The organism is Clostridium sp. FP1, assembly GCF_011065975.2.
Lineage (GTDB): Bacteria > Bacillota > Clostridia > Clostridiales > Clostridiaceae > Clostridium_AD > Clostridium_AD tagluense.
In genome coordinates this window covers 3937055-3954818 of record NZ_JAAMNJ020000001.1, presented here as the reverse complement: position 1 = coordinate 3954818, position 17764 = coordinate 3937055, and the positions used below count along the sequence as shown (strand labels likewise).

Below are 17764 nucleotides of genomic sequence, written 5' to 3'. Positions count from 1 at the left end.
TTGAGAGAGCAAAATATAATATGTTTTCAAAAATCCTGTGGGATAAAATGAAAAATGAAATAAAGGGAAATAAAAGGCTATTACCTAAGTTACCCAGTAACTTAGGTAATAGCCTTTTTATTTTATATTATGAACAAAATCTAAGAAAAAACTGTTGGAGCAGAGTAGCAAGATAATCTAATCATTAGTTTTTACTAAATTCTAAAAATACTCCCTCTATCAACTAGTTTCCCATTTCTTAAAAACACAGGTTCTACCTTGTGTTTGTTCAAAAATTTTAATACTTCTTTTCCATACAAATAGTTATCTAGGTGACCATAAAAAGCTAAGACGTTATCGCAAAGAAGGCCGGTTGCTCCACCGATAAAACCGTAGTTAAGTCCTGGAAGGAGAATATCCCCAGGAGGTACTAATAAAACATCTATTTTTTCAAGACTCAAGGCTTTGGCAATAGAAACGTCACTAGTGATGACTGCGTGATTATTTACTATGCAAGTAGAACATTTTGTATAACCTTGCTTTACATTTATTATTTTTTTGTCTTTAAAAAATGATAAAAGACTACCATCTGTATAATTAACAGAGTGAACAAAAAGATTTCCAATGCACAATGCATTGAGGCATATATCATAAGGGTATAAACTTTGCAGGGTTGAATTTGATTTATAAACTTTGTAATTTAGCAAATCTAACTCCTGTATAAATTCATTGCTCATATCCTTATGCACCATAATACTATGACCCCAAATATGCATGAGCATATCGGGGTGACCACATATAGCCTCATATAAAAGATTACTAGGAGGGCAAATAAGTAAGTTATATCCCAGAGAAATTAAATTTTTTTTCTCTTCATTATGAATTCTAAAATCAACAATAAGATTTTTCATTTTCATCCTCTTATTTCATATATATTTTTTTATTTGTATAGCTTACTTTATAACATAAAGCTATTATAGATTGCAATATGTCGATTATTGTTTAATGTATTTTGCATATCCATTAATTTTACACACATACTATCTTATGAGAAGGGAGCGTGCGAAATGCTTTTATTAACTGTTGTATATAATAGCAGTATGGAATGCATTATTGGTGAAATCAAAGACATTACAAAGTGCTTTGAACATAAAAAGATGATTTTAGGTATAGCAGAGTGTATAATAGAAGACACTCACTTCATAAAATTTTTTTGTGGGGATGATAACTTAAGTGATAGTAGTATAAAAATGTTTAATTTAAATATTGCTAATATGTTATATAAAATAGTAATAAGGGAATTTTGTAAAAAAGAAATGAATGATTTTCTAACTGAAACTTATTTTTTTCTTGGATATGATGAAATGAAACAGGTTAGGCCTAGAATACAAGAAGCCTTGCTCGGTGAGGGGTCAATATCAGGTCCTAATGCGGTATATTGTATAAATAGAAAAAATAGTATAATGGATAAAATAACTAAATGCATAGAAGAAAATAATGAAATTAATATAAGTGGATTTTTAACTTTTAGGACAAAAGCCCTAAAAACTGATTTAGAGTGTATGGTTGATAAAGTTGTAGAAGAATATATGGTAGAAAAAGAATATAATGAGTTTATAAATCTACTTAAATATTTTGTTGAAATTCAAGAAAGCAAGGTAGATGAGATTAATATTTTAATCGAAAAAAATGGAGAGTATTACTTAAGAGATGAACAAGGAAATGATTTAGCAGGAGATATGCTAATGGAACTACCAAAAGTTAAATTTGATTCAAAGGAAAATACAGAAGAACTTATAATTAGTACAATGATAACTAGTGCTCCTAAAAAGATAATTATACACTGTGCCTATAATTGTAAAAACAAGGAATTATTACAAACTATAAGTAAAGTCTTTGTGGATAAGGTTTATTATTGTGAAGAGTGCGCTGCATGTGAAAAGATAAAAAATGGTATAAAACTATGGTAATCATGATATCTCAAAAAACAACAAGCCAAAGATGTCTATATTTAAAATAAAAACAAAAAAATGTTGACAAACATAGATTTAAATAGTATAGTTTTAATTGTTGTGAATGAAAATATAAAAAAATATTTTAATATAATAGAATTGTGTTTCACAAGAAGAAACAGCCGTTTCTCACCTAACAGTAATGCTAGTTAGGTTAATTAGTAATTTAAATTTGTTACTATTAAGGACGGCATTTGCTGTCCTTTTTATTATTTTAATATTATAAAATTTTCTTAATACACCTAGGAGGTGAAAATTATTAGTAAAAACAAAGATTTCATGATGAATGAGGAAATAAGGCACATAGAAATAAGAGTTATAGGAGCTGATGGTTCTGCATTAGGCATTTTGAATACTAAAGATGCCTTAAAACAAGCAGAGGAAAAAGACATGGATTTAGTTATGATGTCCCCTACTGCAAAGCCACCAGTATGTAGAATAATGGATTTTGGTAAGTTTATCTACGAACAACAGAAAAAAGAAAAAGAAGCCAAGAAGAAGCAAAAAGTTGTAAATCTTAAGGAAATACGACTAAATGCAACAATAGAAGACCATGATATTGCAATCAAGGCTAGCAATGCTAAAAGATTTTTGTTGGATGAAGATAAGGTAAAAATAACCATTAGATTCAAAGGAAGACAAATTGAAAATACAAAAGTGGGATATAAGATACTAAGCTCTTTTGTAGAAAAAATCGGTGATGTTTATATTGTTGAGAAAGCAGCCAGGCAAGAAGGACGAAATATGATAATGATTTTAGCTCCTAAAAGAGCATAACCGAGAGGAGGAATTTTATTATGCCTAAAATGAAGACACATAGAGGCGCAGCAAAAAGATTTAAGAAGACAGGTACAGGAAAGTTAAAAAGAGCGAAAGCTTTTAAGAGTCATCTATTAACGCACAAAAGCTCAAAGACAAAAAGAAACCTTAGAAAAACTGCGTTTGTTTCAACAACTCAACTGAAAGCAATGAGAAAATTGTTACCATACTTATAAGTGAATGGTGATTAGGAGGAATATTAAATGGCAAGAATAAAGAGGGCAGTTAACGCTCGTAAAAACCATAAAAAAGTATTAAAACTTGCAAAAGGATACTATGGTGGAAAAAGCAAGTTGTTTAAAACAGCTAATGAATCAGTAATAAGAGCATTAAGAAATGCTTATATTGGAAGAAGATTAAAGAAAAGAGATTTTAGAAAACTTTGGATTGCTAGAATCAATGCTGCTTCAAGACTTAGTGACCTTTCATATTCAAGATTTATGAATGGAATGAAACTTGCAGGCATAGAAATTAACAGAAAAATGCTTTCTGAAATAGCTATAAATGATCCAAAAGCTTTTGCTGAATTAGTAGAAGTTGCAAAAAAACAATTACAAGCTTAAAAACTATTTATTATAAATGTAGCCTTTAAGGCTACATTTTTTATTGCATTATTCACAAAAATATTATAAATAATATAATTAGCAATAAAATATGTTAGGTGCTATAATATAGTGATATGACATTAATGGTAAAATTTAGAGGTGATTAATTTGGAATCAAGTATTAAGGCTGTTAAAAGGAAATACATATATACTCCTGTTCAGATACTTGTATTAGGTTTTGCTATAGTGATATTCATAGGTGCAATATTGCTTAGTCTACCTATAGCTTCTCAGAGTGGTAAAATTACACCCTTTATAGATTGTATATTTACTTCTACTTCTGCTGTCTGTGTTACAGGACTAGTAACTTTAGATACAGGAACATACTGGACATATTTTGGTAAAACGGTGATAATGTTACTTATAGAAATCGGTGGACTGGGATTCATGTCTATTACCACACTAGTTTTTTTGATTTTAGGTAAACGAATAACATTAACGGGAAGATTAATAATGCAGGAAGCTATGAATGTTAATTCACTACAAGGGTTAGTTAAAATGGCTAGATATATATTGATATTTACATTTTCTGTTGAAGGAATAGGTGCAGTGTTATTCTCAACACAATTTATTCCTCAATTTGGATTAGCCAAAGGAATTTATTATAGCATATTCCATGCGGTTTCTGCTTTTTGTAATGCTGGGTTTGACCTGATGGGAAACTTCAGTAGTGTTACTGCTTATGCAAATAATTCTGTAATAATATTGACAATTTCAGCACTAATTGTAATAGGTGGTTTAGGATTTTATGTTTGGGCAGAAGTCTATAATTCCAAGGGGCTTAAAAAGTTGTCCTTACATTCTAAAGTAGTTATTTATACCACCCTAGTGTTAGTTGTTGGAGGGGCAATACTTATGTATATTTTTGAGATGAATAATCCTTACACTATGCAAGGAATGTCTTTTAAAGGCAAATTTTTATCTTCTATTTTTGCATCAGTTTCTCCAAGAACGGCTGGGTTTAATTCTATCCCCTTAGACAAAATGACTATGGCAGGCAAGTTTTTAACAATAATTTTAATGTTTATTGGTGGATCTCCTGGCTCAACGGCTGGTGGAATAAAAACAACCACTGCGGTTTTGCTTTTTATGACTGTAGTGTCTGTTGTTCGCGGCCGTGACGATACTGAAATATCTAAAAAACGCATAAGCAAGGATATTGTATATAAAGCCGTTGTAATAACTATTCTTTCCTTACTGCTTGTTATAACAGTTACCATGATATTATCTATTACTGAGCAGCAGGATATTCCTTTTGAATACTTTTTATATGAGGCTACTTCAGCATTTGCTACAGTTGGGTTAACCCTAGGGTTAACTACAAAATTAACATTTGTAGGTAAGATAGTAATAAGTCTTACAATGTATGCAGGGAGAGTTGGACTGCTTACTATAATATTGGCATTAGCTAAAACTAAAAATTCTAAATCTGGAACTATAAAATATCCAGAGGGGAAAATTTTAATTGGATAGGGGTGGCGTTAATGAGTAAAAGACAGTTCATTGTTATAGGACTTGGAAGATTTGGAACATCCGTTGCTGAGACCTTATATTCACTAGGGAATGATGTATTAGCAGTTGATTTTGATGAAGATGTAGTTCAGAATATTTCAGATAAAGTGACTCATGCAGTTCAAGTTGATGCAAATGATGAAAATAGCTTAAGAGCTCTTGGTATTCGTAATTTTGATTGTGCAGTTATTAGTATAGGTACTAATATCCAATCTAGTATTTTAGCAACACTCTTAGTTAAGGAACTCGGCGTAAAATATGTAGTTACAAAAGCAACTAATGCACTGCATGCTAAAGTATTATATAAAATAGGTGCAAATAGAGTGGTTTTTCCAGAACGAGATATGGGTGTACGCGTTGCTCATAATTTAGTCTCATCGAATATATTAGATTACATAGAATTATCTCCTGATTATAGTATAGCAGAAGTTGTTAGTCCGGAAGAGTGGCATAATAAGACCGTAAGAGAATTGAATATAAGAGCTCGATACGGCATAAATGTAATGGCTATAAAAAGGAATAATGACATTGATGTTTCTCCGCTGCCGGATACTGTAATTGAACAAGGTGATATTATTGTGGCGATAGGCAGTATTGAAGAATTAAATAAATTAGAAAGTCTAGTTAAATAAGGGGTATTGAGTTTGGAATATATTCAAAGTAAAGATAATTTATTGATTAAAGATATTAAAAAGTTAAAAGAAAAAAAATATAGAATAAGCAGTAATATGTTTTTAGTTGAGGGCTTTAGATTTGCAGAGGAAGCAATAGATTCCGATTTCGAAGTGGTAAATATTTTTATAAGTTCAAGAGGAGAGATAAAATATGAAGACTCTTCTTTGAAAAACAAGCTACAAAGTAATACTAAAGTTTATAGCATTAGCGACAGTTTGTTTAAAAGTATTTCTGATACGGAGAATCCACAAGGTATTATGGCTGTTGTTCGCAATAAGCCTGTAGAAATTAAATACCACCATGGGTTCTATATTCTAGCTGATAAAATTCAAGATCCTGGTAATATGGGAACTATAATTAGAACAGCTCATGCGGCAGGAGCATTAGGGATTATAATTACAAAAGGTACTGTGGATATTTATAATGAGAAAACTTTAAGAGCAACCATGGGTTCTATTTTTAAAATACCTGTTCTTTATGATAATGATTTATCATTGGTGCAAAAACTTAGGAATAGTGGATTTAAACTAGTTGCTAGTTCGCTGGACACTGATAAAAATTTTTATGAGGTAGATTTAAAAGAAAAAGTTATTATATCGGTTGGAAATGAAGGCAATGGAATAAGCAACCAAGTTTATGACCTATGTGATTTGAAAATTAAAATTCCTATGCCTGGTGGTGCAGAATCTTTAAATGTAGCAGTGGCTGCATCAATTATGATGTATGAAGTGGTAAGGCAAAAAAATAATATAGGATTTTTGAATTTATAGTTGAATTTTTTTGTGATTGTGGTTATAATGTTTTGTATACTTTTAAATAATAATAAACTATGACGGAGAGAGTAAATATAAGAATACTTACAGGGATAAGAAGCCTTAGACTGAGAGCTTCTAAAGGACATTTTTATATCGAAGTTCACTCCAGAGTTCTAGCAGCGAAATAAAGTAGTTGCTTAGCGGGTAGAATCGATAACTTTATCTAAGAGGACTTTTATTTAAGTCAATTAGGGTGGTACCGCGGATTTTCCGTCCCTTCATTGTGGACGGTTTTTTTTGTTTTATAAAAGATTATTAAATGTAAAAATTGCATAAATATGAAAGGAGTGTTGATTATGAAGGAAAAGTTAGAATCCATAAAAGCAGCAGCGTTGCAAGAACTAAAAGGAACAAATATTAAAACAGATTTAGAAAATATTAGAGTTAAATATTTAGGTAAAAAAGGTGAATTAACACAAATATTAAGGGGCATGGGAAAGCTATCAAATGAGGAAAGACCAATTGTTGGTAAATTAGCAAATGAAGTTCGAGAAGACATAGAAATACTTATAACTAAAGCCTCAGATTTATTTAAAAAACATGAAGTGGAAACAAAGCTAAAAAGTGAAATTATAGACATATCATTGCCAGGAAAAAAACAAATAGTAGGGAAAAGACATCCATTAGATCTAACGCTTGAAAAAGTTAATGATATATTTTTATCTATGGGATTCGCTATTGAAGAAGGTCCTGAAGTAGAGCGAGATTATTATAATTTCGAGGCTTTAAACATACCTAAAAATCATCCGGCAAGAGGTGAGCAAGATACCTTTTATATAAATGATAGTATAGTTTTAAGAACTCAAACCTCGCCAGTACAAATAAGAACTATGGAAGCTCAGAAACCACCTATAAAAATGATTTCACCTGGTAAGGTTTATAGATCAGACGCAGTAGATGCTACTCATTCACCAATATTTTATCAAATTGAAGGATTAATAGTAGATAAGGGTATTACTTTTGCCGATTTAAAAGGAACCTTAGAGCTATTTACCAAAAAGATGTTTGGCGATAAAATGGAAATGAAGTTTAGACCACATCATTTTCCGTTTACAGAACCTTCAGCTGAGATGGATGCTACTTGTTTTGTGTGTAATGGTAAAGGCTGCAAGGTTTGTAGTGGTAGTGGTTGGATAGAACTTTTAGGTTGCGGAATGGTTCATCCAGACGTTTTAAGAAATTGTGGAATTGATCCAGAAGTTTATAGTGGATTTGCTTTCGGATTTGGTCTTGATAGAATTACAATGTTAAAATACGGAATAGATGATATTAGAGCACTTTATGAAAGTGATATGAGATTTTTAAAACAATTCTAAGTATAAAGTTATAATTACTACTTATAAGAATACAAGAAGCTAAACTCTTGACAAGTGTTTAGTAAAAATACAATGCTAGGAGGATATAAAATGAAAGTACCAGTTAAATGGCTTAAAGATTATGTTGATATAAATATTTCAGCAAAGGAACTTTCCGATAAACTAACTATGTCTGGTTCAAAAGTAGAAGAGATTATTATATCAGGTGCTGAAATTGAAAATGTTGTTACAGGAAAAATAATAGAAATAGTAAAACACCCAGATGCTGACGCGTTGGTTATATGTCAAGTAAATATAGGATTAGACCTTCCAACACAAATTGTTACGGCGGCTACTAATATGAAAGAGCAAGATATTGTACCAGTAGCACTTCATGGATCAAGTTTGCATGGAGGATTAAAAATAAAAAAAGGTAAGCTTCGTGGTATAGTTTCAAATGGCATGTTCTGTTCTGAGGAAGAACTGGGAATTGCTGGGGATGAACCTGTTCATGGCTTAATGATACTTCCAGGGGATACTCCTATTGGGAAAGACATAAAAGAAGTTTTAAAGCTTCAAAGTGTACTAATAGACTTTGAAATAACTTCAAATAGACCAGACTGCTTAAGTGTTCTAGGCATAGCTAGAGAAACAGCTGCGACTTTAGGTATAGAATATAGAAAACCAGCCCTTGATTATAAAGCTACCGCAGCTGACAATGTGGAAGATATTTATAAGGTTAATATTAAAGATGAACTTTGTAGAAGGTACATGTTAAAAGGTATAAAAAATGTTAAAATAGAGCCTTCTCCACAATGGATGCAAGAAAGACTTTTAGAAGCAGAAATTAGACCAATAAATAACATAGTGGATATTACAAATTTTGTTATGGTAGAGCTTGGTCAACCTATGCATGCTTTTGATGCTAGGCAAATTACTACTAATAATATAGTAATTGAAAGAGCTAATCCTAACGAAAAATTTATTACCTTGGATGAAGTAGAAAGAGAATTAGATGAAAGCATTTTAAATATAAAAGATGGAGATAGAACTATAGGTCTTGCAGGCATAATGGGAGGTTTAAATTCCGAAATTAAAGGAGATAGCACAAGCATAATATTCGAGAGTGCGAACTTTGATGGAGTAAATATTAGACTTGCTTCTAAAAGATTATCACTAAGAACTGATGCATCTTCAAAATTTGAAAAAGATTTAGATCCTAATATGGTCCAAATGGCTATGGATAGGGCTTGCAATTTAATACAAGAATTAGGTGCAGGTGAAATAATGGAAGGATGTATAGATGTATATCCGAAAATTCTAAAACATCATACTTTAGAAGTGGATGCAACTTGGATTAATAGCTTTTTAGGAACCGATATATCCAAGGGTGATATGAAAACATATTTGGATAGATTAGAACTAGCTACAGAAATAAAAGGTGATTATTTAATTATAAAAGTACCTACAAATAGATCTGATATTAATATAAGAGAAGACATCGCCGAAGAAATAGCTAGAATATATGGTTATGACAATATACCATCTACGGTGCCTAATTGTGCCACTTCAAAAAGTGGAAAAAGTGAAAAGCAAAAATTAGAAGATAAAGTAGTGCTTTCTTTAACTTCCAGTGCGCTTAATCAATCTATAAGCTATTCTTTTGTAAGTCCTAAAATTTTTAATAAAATTTTAGTGCCAGAAGATAGTAAGCTTAGAAACGTGGTTACTATAAAAAATCCTCTAGGAGAAGATTATAGTATAATGAGAACTACAACCATAGCATCTATGATGGAATGTTTAGGTCGTAATTACTCGAGAAATAATGAAGAAGCTAGATTATTTGAAATAGGCAAAGTGTATATACCAAATGAGGATTCAGATAAGCTTCCAGAAGAAAGAAACATATTAACTATAGGAATGTATGGGAATGTTGATTATTTAGATTTAAAAGGTGTAGTGGAAAATGTAATAGATAGTTTGGGATTAAAAAATATCTCATTTAAAAGAGAAAGTGAGAATCCAACTTATCACCCTGGAAAAACTTCAAATTTATATGTAAAGAGAGAACTTGTAGGCGTGCTTGGAGAAATTCATCCTAGCGTTTCAGAGAACTATGAAGTGGAACAAAGGTGCTATATAGCAGAATTAAACTTAGATATACTATATAAATATGCTGACTTAAATAAGAAATATAATGCACTACCAAAATTTCCTGCTGTAACAAGAGATATTGCACTTATAGTTGATGAGGAAGTTCTAGTTCAAGACATTGAAGATATAATTGTAAAGCAAGGTGGAAATATTTTGGAAAGTACTAAGTTATTTGATGTGTATAAGGGCAAACAAATAGCTGAAGGTAAAAAAAGTATAGCCTATGCTATAGTATATAGACGTGTTGATAAGACTTTAACAGATGAAGAAGTAAACAAGGTGCACGAAAAAATATTAAGAACTCTAGAACATAAATTAGGTGCGCAGCTTAGATAATAATCTTAGATTAAGACCCTCTTAGAAATAAGGGGGTTTTATCATTGGTGGGAACATTAAAGAAATATTCTGTGAATTAATTTGAAAATATTGGTTTTATTAAAAGATATATTGTGGTACAATGAATATAACTAATCTGTCTAAGAGGGTGTTTTAGATGAACGTTGTAACAATAAAAATAAACGGCAATGAATATAATTTAAAAGGTGACGAAAGAGAAGAATATTTACATATGGTAGCTAGCTATGTGGATAAGAAAATAAAGAGCATAATCGGTAACAATGAAAAGCTTAGCACTTCCTCAGCAGCAATTTTAACTGCTTTAAATTTAGGCGATGATATGTTTAAAAGTCATTCACTTTGCAAGGAACTTTCAAATAAAAACGAATCTTTAGAAAAACATGATAAAGAATCTATTGCACAATTAGAAGATTTTAAAAAACAATTAAATCATATGGAAGCATATAATCAAGAATTGTGCAATAAATTTAAAAATATAGAAAATGGTGAGTATGTAAAAACCTTAGAGCAAGAAAATATAAGGATTGGGCAAGAATTACAAGTAATGAAAGAGTCTACGAAGGTTTGTATTGAAGAAAACAGAAAGATAAAAGTGGAAAACAAGGACATGAGATTTAAGCTCCAATCTTCTAAGTACAAAATAATTGATTTGCAAAACAAATTGATAGAATACCAAATTAATTTAGCTAAACAAAGAAAAATTAGTAATCCGCTTTTAACTAGGGACAAAGAGTAAATTAATTTCATATAATACAGTTAAATTATCGCCGAAAGGCGGTTTTTTTTATGTGATAATATACACAAATATACAAGATATAAACAAATAAAAAACTTATAAAAACTGTGTGTAAACTCATAAAATATTTACAATTTAAAGGATTAGGGTGCTTTGTGATGCGGATAATTTATAAATGTTTAAAAAAAATATTGCATATTTATGCAATACAATGTATTATTATAGAGGTAATATATATACAAGGGGGAATAACATATGAAGAATATTAATAGTAAAAAAATAATTAGTATGATAGTAACAATTTTAATAGCCTTTAGTTTATCTGCGTGCTCACAAGGAAAACAATCAGCTGCGGTTTCCAAGATAGACAACATTAAAGAAAAAGGTAAAATAGTAATTGGTACAAGTGCAGATTATCCACCCTATGAATTTCATAAATCAATCCAGGGCAAGGATACAATTGTGGGTTTTGATATAGAAATAGCAAAAGAAGTAGCAAAGGATTTAGGAGTAAAGCTTGAAATAAAGGATATGAAGTTTGATGGCCTGCTTGCTGCCTTAGAAACAGGAAACATAGATTTTGTTGCGGCAGGTATGACGCCTACAGAAGAGAGAAAGAAGAATGTAGATTTCTCTAAGACCTATTATACAGCAATTCAATGTGTTGTTATAAGAAGTGAAGATGCTGGCAGCGTTAAATCTTTAGGAGATTTAAAAAGTAAAAAAGTAGGAGTTCAAAAGGGAGCAGTGCAAGAACAATTAGCAAAGGAGCAACTTACAACTTCCGAGATAAAACCACTTGGGAAGGTATCAGACCTTATACTGTCTTTAAATACTAAAAAAGTAGATGCTGTAATTGTTGAGATTCCTGTTGCAAAAGCATACGTGAATCAAAATTCTTCTCTAACATTATCAAAAGTACAGCTTAAAACAAAAGAAGAGGGCTCCGCAGTGGCAGTAAAAAAAGGTAATGAAGAGTTAGTAGGTTCAATAAATACTACTATTACTAAGTTAATTAAGGATAAAACCATTGATAAATTAGTTGAAGATGCTAATAAAGGTGCAGAATATTAAAAAAATTATATGAATTATAGGAGAAGAGGATTATATGGATTTTTCATTTTTAAGTGAATACTACATGTTTTTTATAAATGGTGCTAAATTTACGTTAATAATTGCATTTTTTTCTGTGTTACTTGGAGTTATAGGTGGGACTATTTTTGCACTAATGAAAATATCTAAAAGTGTGATTTTAAACATGATTGCATCCACATATATTGAGATTATTCGCGGAACACCAGTTTTAGTGCAGTTATATATAATTTTTTATGGCTTGCCTTATGTTGGTGTAGAATTACCAGATATGGTAGCGGGTATTATTGCTCTTTCTATAAATAGTTCTGCTTATGTAGCAGAAATTATTCGTGGAGGAATAAATTCTATTGATAAGGGACAAATGGAAGCGGCTAGGTCACTGGGCATGTCTTATAATATGGCTATGGTAAATATTATAATTCCACAAGCCGTTAAGACTATAATACCAGTGCTAGGAAATGAATTTATAGTAATTATTAAGGAATCTTCTATAGTTTCCATAATAGGAATTCATGAGTTATCTTATAACGCAGATACTGTAAGAGGAAATATATTTAAGCCTTTTGAGCCATTGCTAATTTCAGCTTTTATGTATTTTGTTATGACATTTACACTTTCTAAATTCATGAAGCGTGTGGAAGCGAGGTTGAAAATCAGTGATTAAAGTTTGTAACTTAAAGAAAGATTTTGGAAAATTGCAAGTGCTTAAGGGTATTGATATTCATGTTAAAAAAGGAGAAGTTGTGGTAGTTATTGGTCCAAGCGGTTCAGGTAAAAGCACTTTTTTAAGATGCTTGAATTTACTTGAACAGCCAACTTCTGGTGAAATATATTTTCAAGAGGTTTCGATAATAAGTAAACATAATAATGTTGATATCCAAAGGCAGAAGATGGGTATGGTTTTTCAAGGGTTTAATCTTTTTCCCCATATGACAATACTAGATAACATAGCTTTTTCACCTATTAAGGTTAAAAAATTTTCAAAACAAAGTGCAGAAAAATTAGCTTTTGAACTGCTTGAAAAAGTTGGACTGGAAGATAAGTCGAGTAGTTACCCAGCTCAATTATCAGGAGGGCAAAAACAAAGAATAGCAATTGTTAGAGCTCTTGCTATGAAGCCAGATGTAATGCTATTTGATGAGCCAACATCTTCTCTAGATCCTGAAATGGTAGGAGAAGTGCTTGAGGTTATGAAGAGTCTCGCTGTGGAGGGTATGACTATGATAGTTGTAACTCATGAAATGGGATTTGCGAAAGAAGTGGGAAGTAGGGTGCTATTTATGGACAATGGATATATTGTTGAAGATGGAACTCCTGAGGAAGTTTTTAATAATCCAACAAATCAGCGGACAAAAGAGTTTTTAGCAAAAATTTTATAGTTTTAAAGCTTCATATATTAAAGGGAACTAGAGATAGTTCTCTTTTTTTAATTTTTATTATATAAAGTAAGATCCTGTAGAATTCAATATATGCTATTGGACAGACTTCTATATGATTTAACCTTGAAGATTATAATTTATTACTTATAGCCACTTAATCTATATTGTAGTATTATAGATTTGTAACTATTCATTGGATTATAAAGACAATTAATATTACAGCACCAAAGGTAAAATCATTATTTGACAGGAGAGAGGATATGAAAAAGCAATCGTTTATAAATATGAAAAAGTTTCAAAAGGTATTAAGTGTATTCCTAATAATATTATTTCTAAACCCCATTTATGCAAAAGTACTAGCTCAACCTACAGTACTAGAAGAAGGTAAAAAAGTATTAGAAACGAACTATGTAAATACAGTATCAGATTACGTATTAGATGCACCAGATTTAACTGAAATGGTGAAGAGACTTAATGATCCCTATTCTGATTACTTTGCAAAGAAGGAGTATTCTGAGTTTGTAGGGAGCATAAACAATACATTTAGTGGAATAGGTGTTGGAATTGATATGCTGCCACAAGGAATAAGAGTGTCTAGGGTTATTGAGAATTCTCCAGCAATAGAGGCGGGACTTAAGGTGGGAGATATTATAGTACAAGCAGATAACAACAATTTAGTCGGAATTCCGTCTGCTGAGGAAGCAATAAAATATATAAAGGGTGAAACCGGTACTTATGTGAAGTTAGTAGTGCAAAGAGATGGCACAGCACTAAATTTTAACATTCAGCGTAGAGAAATAAAGTCACCAACTGTAAGTAGTGGAATGCTACCAGGTAAGGTAGCATATATATCTATTGTGTCTTTTGGACAGGATACTGGTGATTTGTTTTCAGCAGCCGTAAATAAAATGAGCCAGCTGGGAGCCAGCAGCTACATTATAGACCTAAGGTATAATGGTGGTGGCTATATGGGCACAGCGCTAGATATAGCAGGTCATTTTATTGGGGGTGCACCCGCAATTATTATAGAGGATAAACTTGGAGGCAAATATAAATACAAAGCTAAAGGTCATGGAAAACTAATAGAAAAGCCTGTTATTTTTTTAATAAATCAATATTCGGCTAGTGCATCAGAAATATTAGCAGCTGCTGTTAAGGATTATGACAAGGCTGTTTTTATAGGCACAACAACCTATGGAAAAGGAGTTGCTCAACAAATGTTTCCATTGTCTGATGGTAGCGTCCTTAAGCTTACTGTGGAAAAGTTTTACTCACCTTATGGAAATATAATTCATAAGACTGGAGTATCTCCAGATTTTGAAGTAAAGGATGAAAAGGTCGACTCTTTGAAGGTAGCAAATTTACTACTAAGTAGTACAACTGTGCCAGAAGACAAAAGTGGATATATGAGAATTGATATTGATAGCAAAAAGTTTTATATTGATCTTAAAATGGCTAGAAGTGAGGAATATTGGACTGCATTTACTTACATACTAAGTAAGAATTCACTAAATAATAATTACCTGGGAACTATTGCAGGTTGGGAAAAAATTACGAGTGAACAGTCAAGTAATAAAATTCTCTCTGGTTTTTCAAATTATAAAATATTAAGTCACTTAAAAAAGGACATAAATGTAGATAAGCATTTTACCATTAATTTTAATATGCCTATAGAGGTTGATAGTATAAAGTCACAAGGAATTGAGCTTATGGATGAGATTACAGGAAAAAGAATTCCAATAAAATTAGATATTAATAATAATACAGTAATAGTAACGCCTAATGAACAATTAAAAAAAGGACAAACATATTATCTAGTAGTCAATGATAGTGTACGGGATATAAGTGGAAAAAAAATAAAACAAGGTACTGTAATTAAATATATAGTACCTTAAAATAGAATTTTTAAAAAAAAGAGTATAAGATTTAAAACTTTAACAAACAAAAAATATAAGGCCGAGGATATATTCCAGAAAGACTCACAATTTTAAAAAAATTGTGAGTCTTTTTTTTATTAGTCAATTTTGCTAAAACCTATGCCAGGATAGATGTTACAAGGCTTTATTGATAGGTAGTTAAAAAAAAGAAATTTAACAAGCGAATTTGTAAGAATATAACTTCTATTTGCAAATTTATTATTTATACAATACTGTGACTAAATTTTGTATAAAAGACTATTATTTTGCAAAAAAATATAAAAAAAACAAGAAGAAATATAAGTCGAACAAAAAATATTGCCATTTTATAGGAAAGATACTATAATTTATTTAAATTAGAAAACCATAACATTAAATTAACTCTAACCCATATAATTATATGGGTAGGGAAAATTTAGTGGTGTATAAGCATCATTCTGAAGTCCTTAATTAAGGTACTTTACTATATTTTTAATGATTTGCCTTAAGTTATATTTTTAATATGTTTTATTTCCAAAAAAGTTCACGTAAAAGATAGTAAATATATTGGAAAAAAATATTAGAAATATACTTGCAAATATAAAGGGGTTATATTAAAACCTCAAAAGTTTATAAAATAAAAGGGGGAAAAAATGTTGAAAAGAAAAGTTGCTGGATTTTTAAGTTTAGCCATGTCAATGACTCTAATACTTTCAGGTTGTGGTAAAAGCAGTTCTGCAGGAGCGGGAAAGGATTTAAAAGCATCAGAAGTTTTAGCTGCTACAAATCCAGAAAAATTGCCACCTACAGCAAGAGACAGAAAAGATACTTTAATTATTGGTTTTGCAGCACCAGAAGGGAAATTCAATCCAATATATGCAAGTACAGTAGATGATAGTTATGTTACTGATATGGTGTTTGATGGGTTAATGTCAAATGATGTTCAAGGAAATCCTATAGGGAAAGTAGCTAAAAAATGGGAGATTTCAAAAGATAGTAAAACCTATACTTTCCATTTAAACAAAGACATTAAATTTAGTAATGGAGAAAAATTAACGGCGAGGGATGTTGAATTTACTTTTACATCTATTTGTGACCCAAAGTATGATGGCTCAAGGTCAGACTCTGTAGACAAATTAGTTGGATATAAAGAGTATCATAAGGGAGAGGCTAAAACTGTTGAAGGTATAAAGATTATAGACGATTATACAATTTCCTTCACTGAAACTGAAGTAAAAGCTCCAGCACTTAGTTCAGATTTTGGAACAGGAATTATGTGCAAGAGCTACTACAACTTTGAAAAAGGTGATATTAAAAAAATAAAGGATTTATTCTTAAAACCTATGGGATGTGGTCCATATGTTTTTAAAAATTATAAGGCAGGACAAGAAGCTGACTTTGAAAAAAATCCAAGCTATTGGGATGGCGTAGCTAAGATTGACAAGGTAATCTTAAAGGTTACTACTGCCCAAACTAATATTCAAGGGTTATCTGCTGGTGAAGTAGATATGGATAGAATTCCAGCTGCACCAGAAAATATTCAAATGCTTCAAGGTAAAGGATTTATAAATATGCAACTTTATCCTGAAAATGGATATGGGTTTATAGGTTTAAACCTTAAAAATGAAAAATTCAAAGATAAGAAAGTACGTCAAGCACTTGCTTATGGACTTAATAGAAAAGGATTTATAGATGCTAGATATAAGGGTTATGCTGATGTGTGCAATGTGCCTATGTCAAGAGTTTCTTGGGCATATACTGAGGATATAAACAAATATGAATATAATCCTGAAAAAGCAAATCAATTATTAGAAGCTGCAGGATGGCTTAAAAAAGATGATGGCTTTAGATATAAGGATGGCAAAAAATTTGAAATTCATTGGATGACTTATCAAGGAAGTAAATACGTTGAAATGTTAATTCCAATAGTAAAAGACAATTGGAAGGCTATAGGAATAGATGTTATTCCTGAATTAATGGAATTCAACACTTTGAGTACAAAGGTTTTTGATGAACAAAAATTTGAAATGTATAATATGTCCTGGAGTTTAAGTATTGATCCTGACCCATCAGGAATATTTGCTTCTAAACAAGCAGAATTAGGTGGATATAATGCTGGAAGTTGGAAAAATGCAGAAAGTGATAAATTGATGAGTGAAGCTCTTAAAACTACAGACTTGAAAGAAAGAAAAAAATTATATGGAGAATGGCTAAAAATTGTTAATGAAGAGCTCCCATACATTTTTATGGATCAAAGTAAAGAAATGTGGGCTGTAAGTTCAAGAGTTAAAGGTATGGACTTATCCCCATATATTAAGTTTACACATCAAATTGCAAAGGCAGAATTAATTGTGCCTAAGGCTAAATAGGTAAAAAAATTATTAATATATTTTACTATGCTTGGTTAAATCCAAGCATAGTTTATAAAGGGGGATT

At 31.0% G+C, this 17764-nt stretch carries 16 protein-coding genes and 2 other annotated features; of the genes, 15 read left to right on the top strand and 1 reads right to left on the bottom strand.

Annotation, left to right across the window (positions count from 1 at the left end):
• Window positions 1-194: 194 nt before the first annotated feature.
• Window positions 195-890 (bottom strand): DUF6873 family GME fold protein, encoded by a 696-nt coding sequence (locus G9F70_RS19180; protein ID WP_164946531.1) that lies wholly within the window; start codon window positions 888-890, stop codon window positions 195-197.
• Window positions 891-1046: 156 nt separating this feature from the next.
• On the opposite strand from G9F70_RS19180, the gene ytxC reads away from it, so the two are divergent.
• From ytxC to G9F70_RS19105, 15 genes are all read left to right on the top strand, one after another.
• Window positions 1047-1949 carry a putative sporulation protein YtxC gene (gene ytxC, locus G9F70_RS19175; RefSeq protein WP_164946530.1) on the top strand — a complete coding sequence of 301 codons (903 nt, stop codon included), beginning with the start codon at window positions 1047-1049 and terminating at the stop codon, window positions 1947-1949.
• Window positions 1950-2095: 146 nt separating this feature from the next.
• Window positions 2096-2206 (top strand) — a sequence feature (ribosomal protein L20 leader region).
• A 34-nt stretch (window positions 2207-2240) separates the two neighbouring features.
• Window positions 2241-2768, top strand: coding sequence for a translation initiation factor IF-3 (infC, locus tag G9F70_RS19170; RefSeq protein ID WP_125004332.1), 528 nt, complete (start codon window positions 2241-2243; stop codon window positions 2766-2768).
• A 20-nt stretch (window positions 2769-2788) separates the two neighbouring features.
• Entirely contained in the window at window positions 2789-2986 is a 198-nt protein-coding gene (rpmI, locus tag G9F70_RS19165) for a 50S ribosomal protein L35 (protein WP_125004334.1), read from the top strand.
• A 27-nt stretch (window positions 2987-3013) separates the two neighbouring features.
• Window positions 3014-3373 carry a 50S ribosomal protein L20 gene (gene rplT, locus G9F70_RS19160; RefSeq protein WP_125004336.1) on the top strand — a complete coding sequence of 120 codons (360 nt, stop codon included), beginning with the start codon at window positions 3014-3016 and terminating at the stop codon, window positions 3371-3373.
• A 150-nt stretch (window positions 3374-3523) separates the two neighbouring features.
• Window positions 3524-4888, top strand: coding sequence for a TrkH family potassium uptake protein (locus tag G9F70_RS19155; RefSeq protein WP_224617687.1), 1365 nt, complete (start codon window positions 3524-3526; stop codon window positions 4886-4888).
• 11 nt (window positions 4889-4899) lie between these two features.
• Window positions 4900-5559 (top strand): potassium channel family protein, encoded by a 660-nt coding sequence (locus G9F70_RS19150; protein WP_125004338.1) that lies wholly within the window; start codon window positions 4900-4902, stop codon window positions 5557-5559.
• A gap of 12 nt (window positions 5560-5571) precedes the next feature.
• On the top strand, window positions 5572-6372 hold the full coding sequence (locus G9F70_RS19145; protein ID WP_164946529.1) for a TrmH family RNA methyltransferase: 801 nt from the start codon (window positions 5572-5574) through the stop codon (window positions 6370-6372).
• A 50-nt stretch (window positions 6373-6422) separates the two neighbouring features.
• Window positions 6423-6638: a binding site (T-box leader), on the top strand.
• 75 nt (window positions 6639-6713) lie between these two features.
• A complete protein-coding gene (pheS, locus tag G9F70_RS19140) occupies window positions 6714-7733 on the top strand; it encodes a phenylalanine--tRNA ligase subunit alpha (RefSeq protein WP_164946528.1) in 1020 nt (339 codons plus the stop codon).
• Window positions 7734-7823: 90 nt separating this feature from the next.
• Window positions 7824-10202, top strand: coding sequence for a phenylalanine--tRNA ligase subunit beta (gene pheT / locus G9F70_RS19135; RefSeq protein WP_164946527.1), 2379 nt, complete (start codon window positions 7824-7826; stop codon window positions 10200-10202).
• A 157-nt stretch (window positions 10203-10359) separates the two neighbouring features.
• The gene (locus G9F70_RS19130) at window positions 10360-10959 is read left to right on the top strand and encodes a cell division protein ZapA (RefSeq protein WP_164946526.1); all 600 of its coding nucleotides are present in this window, start codon (window positions 10360-10362) and stop codon (window positions 10957-10959) included.
• A 255-nt stretch (window positions 10960-11214) separates the two neighbouring features.
• Complete coding sequence (locus G9F70_RS19125; protein ID WP_164946525.1) at window positions 11215-12033, top strand: transporter substrate-binding domain-containing protein; 819 nt, start codon at window positions 11215-11217, stop codon at window positions 12031-12033.
• Window positions 12034-12067: 34 nt separating this feature from the next.
• A complete protein-coding gene (locus G9F70_RS19120) occupies window positions 12068-12718 on the top strand; it encodes an amino acid ABC transporter permease (RefSeq protein WP_164946524.1) in 651 nt (216 codons plus the stop codon).
• A complete protein-coding gene (locus G9F70_RS19115; protein ID WP_164946523.1) occupies window positions 12711-13433 on the top strand; it encodes an amino acid ABC transporter ATP-binding protein in 723 nt (240 codons plus the stop codon). The genes G9F70_RS19120 and G9F70_RS19115 overlap by 8 nt, the downstream gene beginning before the upstream one ends.
• Window positions 13434-13693: 260 nt before the next feature.
• Window positions 13694-15328, top strand: coding sequence for a S41 family peptidase (locus G9F70_RS19110; RefSeq protein WP_164946522.1), 1635 nt, complete (start codon window positions 13694-13696; stop codon window positions 15326-15328).
• 653 nt (window positions 15329-15981) lie between these two features.
• Window positions 15982-17697 (top strand): ABC transporter substrate-binding protein, encoded by a 1716-nt coding sequence (locus tag G9F70_RS19105; protein WP_164946521.1) that lies wholly within the window; start codon window positions 15982-15984, stop codon window positions 17695-17697.
• Window positions 17698-17764: the final 67 nt, after the last annotated feature.

Excerpts from the sequence above, each read along its gene's own strand:
- G9F70_RS19180 (WP_164946531.1), bottom strand. The coding sequence starts at position 890 with ATGAAAAATCTTATTGTTGATTTTAGAATTCATAATGAAGAGAAAAAA.
- G9F70_RS19120 (WP_164946524.1), top strand. The coding sequence starts at position 12,068 with ATGGATTTTTCATTTTTAAGTGAATACTACATGTTTTTTATAAATGGT.
- pheS (WP_164946528.1), top strand. The coding sequence starts at position 6,714 with ATGAAGGAAAAGTTAGAATCCATAAAAGCAGCAGCGTTGCAAGAACTA.
- G9F70_RS19150 (WP_125004338.1), top strand. The coding sequence starts at position 4,900 with ATGAGTAAAAGACAGTTCATTGTTATAGGACTTGGAAGATTTGGAACA.
- G9F70_RS19130 (WP_164946526.1), top strand. The coding sequence starts at position 10,360 with ATGAACGTTGTAACAATAAAAATAAACGGCAATGAATATAATTTAAAA.
- rpmI (WP_125004334.1), top strand. The coding sequence starts at position 2,789 with ATGCCTAAAATGAAGACACATAGAGGCGCAGCAAAAAGATTTAAGAAG.
- G9F70_RS19125 (WP_164946525.1), top strand. The coding sequence starts at position 11,215 with ATGAAGAATATTAATAGTAAAAAAATAATTAGTATGATAGTAACAATT.
- rplT (WP_125004336.1), top strand. The coding sequence starts at position 3,014 with ATGGCAAGAATAAAGAGGGCAGTTAACGCTCGTAAAAACCATAAAAAA.
- G9F70_RS19110 (WP_164946522.1), top strand. The coding sequence starts at position 13,694 with ATGAAAAAGCAATCGTTTATAAATATGAAAAAGTTTCAAAAGGTATTA.
- ytxC (WP_164946530.1), top strand. The coding sequence starts at position 1,047 with ATGCTTTTATTAACTGTTGTATATAATAGCAGTATGGAATGCATTATT.
- pheT (WP_164946527.1), top strand. The coding sequence starts at position 7,824 with ATGAAAGTACCAGTTAAATGGCTTAAAGATTATGTTGATATAAATATT.
- G9F70_RS19105 (WP_164946521.1), top strand. The coding sequence starts at position 15,982 with ATGTTGAAAAGAAAAGTTGCTGGATTTTTAAGTTTAGCCATGTCAATG.